This window comes from Streptomyces niphimycinicus (assembly GCF_018883605.1).
Taxonomy (GTDB): Bacteria; Actinomycetota; Actinomycetes; order Streptomycetales; family Streptomycetaceae; genus Streptomyces; species Streptomyces niphimycinicus.
On the sequence record NZ_JAHLEM010000600.1, the window covers coordinates 1 to 776 of the forward strand.

A 776-nucleotide genomic window follows, 5' to 3' on the forward strand; every position below is an offset into this window, starting at 1 on the left:
CGGACAGTTCGACACCGTGCTGACCCAGCCGCTCACCGCCAAGCGCGGCTCCGTCTTCGGTTCCAACGACGTCGACCAGGCCACCCACTGGAACCCGTGGAACACCTCCCTGGCCACGTGGGACGAGCGGAAGGTGGGCAACGTCTTCATCGATCCGCAGCCGGAGCTCGCCTCCCTCGCCTTCACCCGCGACGGTTCGATGGTCCTCGGTTTCCGTGACCGGTTCATGGACGTCGTGGCCTGGGGTGGACTGGACCCGAGGCCGGGGAACGACACCCCGGAAAGCGGCATGGCCGGCGGCGACATCAACATGGCCTGCGCCAATCCCACCGGTGGGTACTCGTGGGAAGGCACCGGGGACTGCCCCAACCACGCCACCCCCGCCACCGGTGGCAACCAGGACAGCAGTGTCGTCGAGTACTTCCCGGGCGACTTCTATGGCAACGGAGTTCACGCAGAGACCGCGCTGGGGTCGGTGGCCTACATCCCGCAGCAGCAGTGGGTCGTCAGCACGGAGTTCGACCCGGTCGTCGACGTCGCGACCTCAGGGACCGGGTACCACAACATCACCACCGGCCAGGGCCCGGGCAACAACCCGAAAGCCAACGGGTACCAGTTCGTCAGTCAGGCACAGAGCGGGTTCGGTAAGGCCGGTGGGCTCGGCGATATCGCCTACGAGGCGGCGAACGCGCCGATCCAGATCGGCAACCGGGTGTGGTTCGACGGCGACCACAATGGGATCCAGGATCCCGAGGGCCGCAACGAAGTGCCGCTGC

Annotated in this window: 1 pseudogene; it reads left to right on the forward strand. The window is 67.1% G+C overall.

The features are described from left to right. Positions 1-776, forward strand: a pseudogene (locus KN815_RS37365) (SdrD B-like domain-containing protein); the annotation flags it as partial.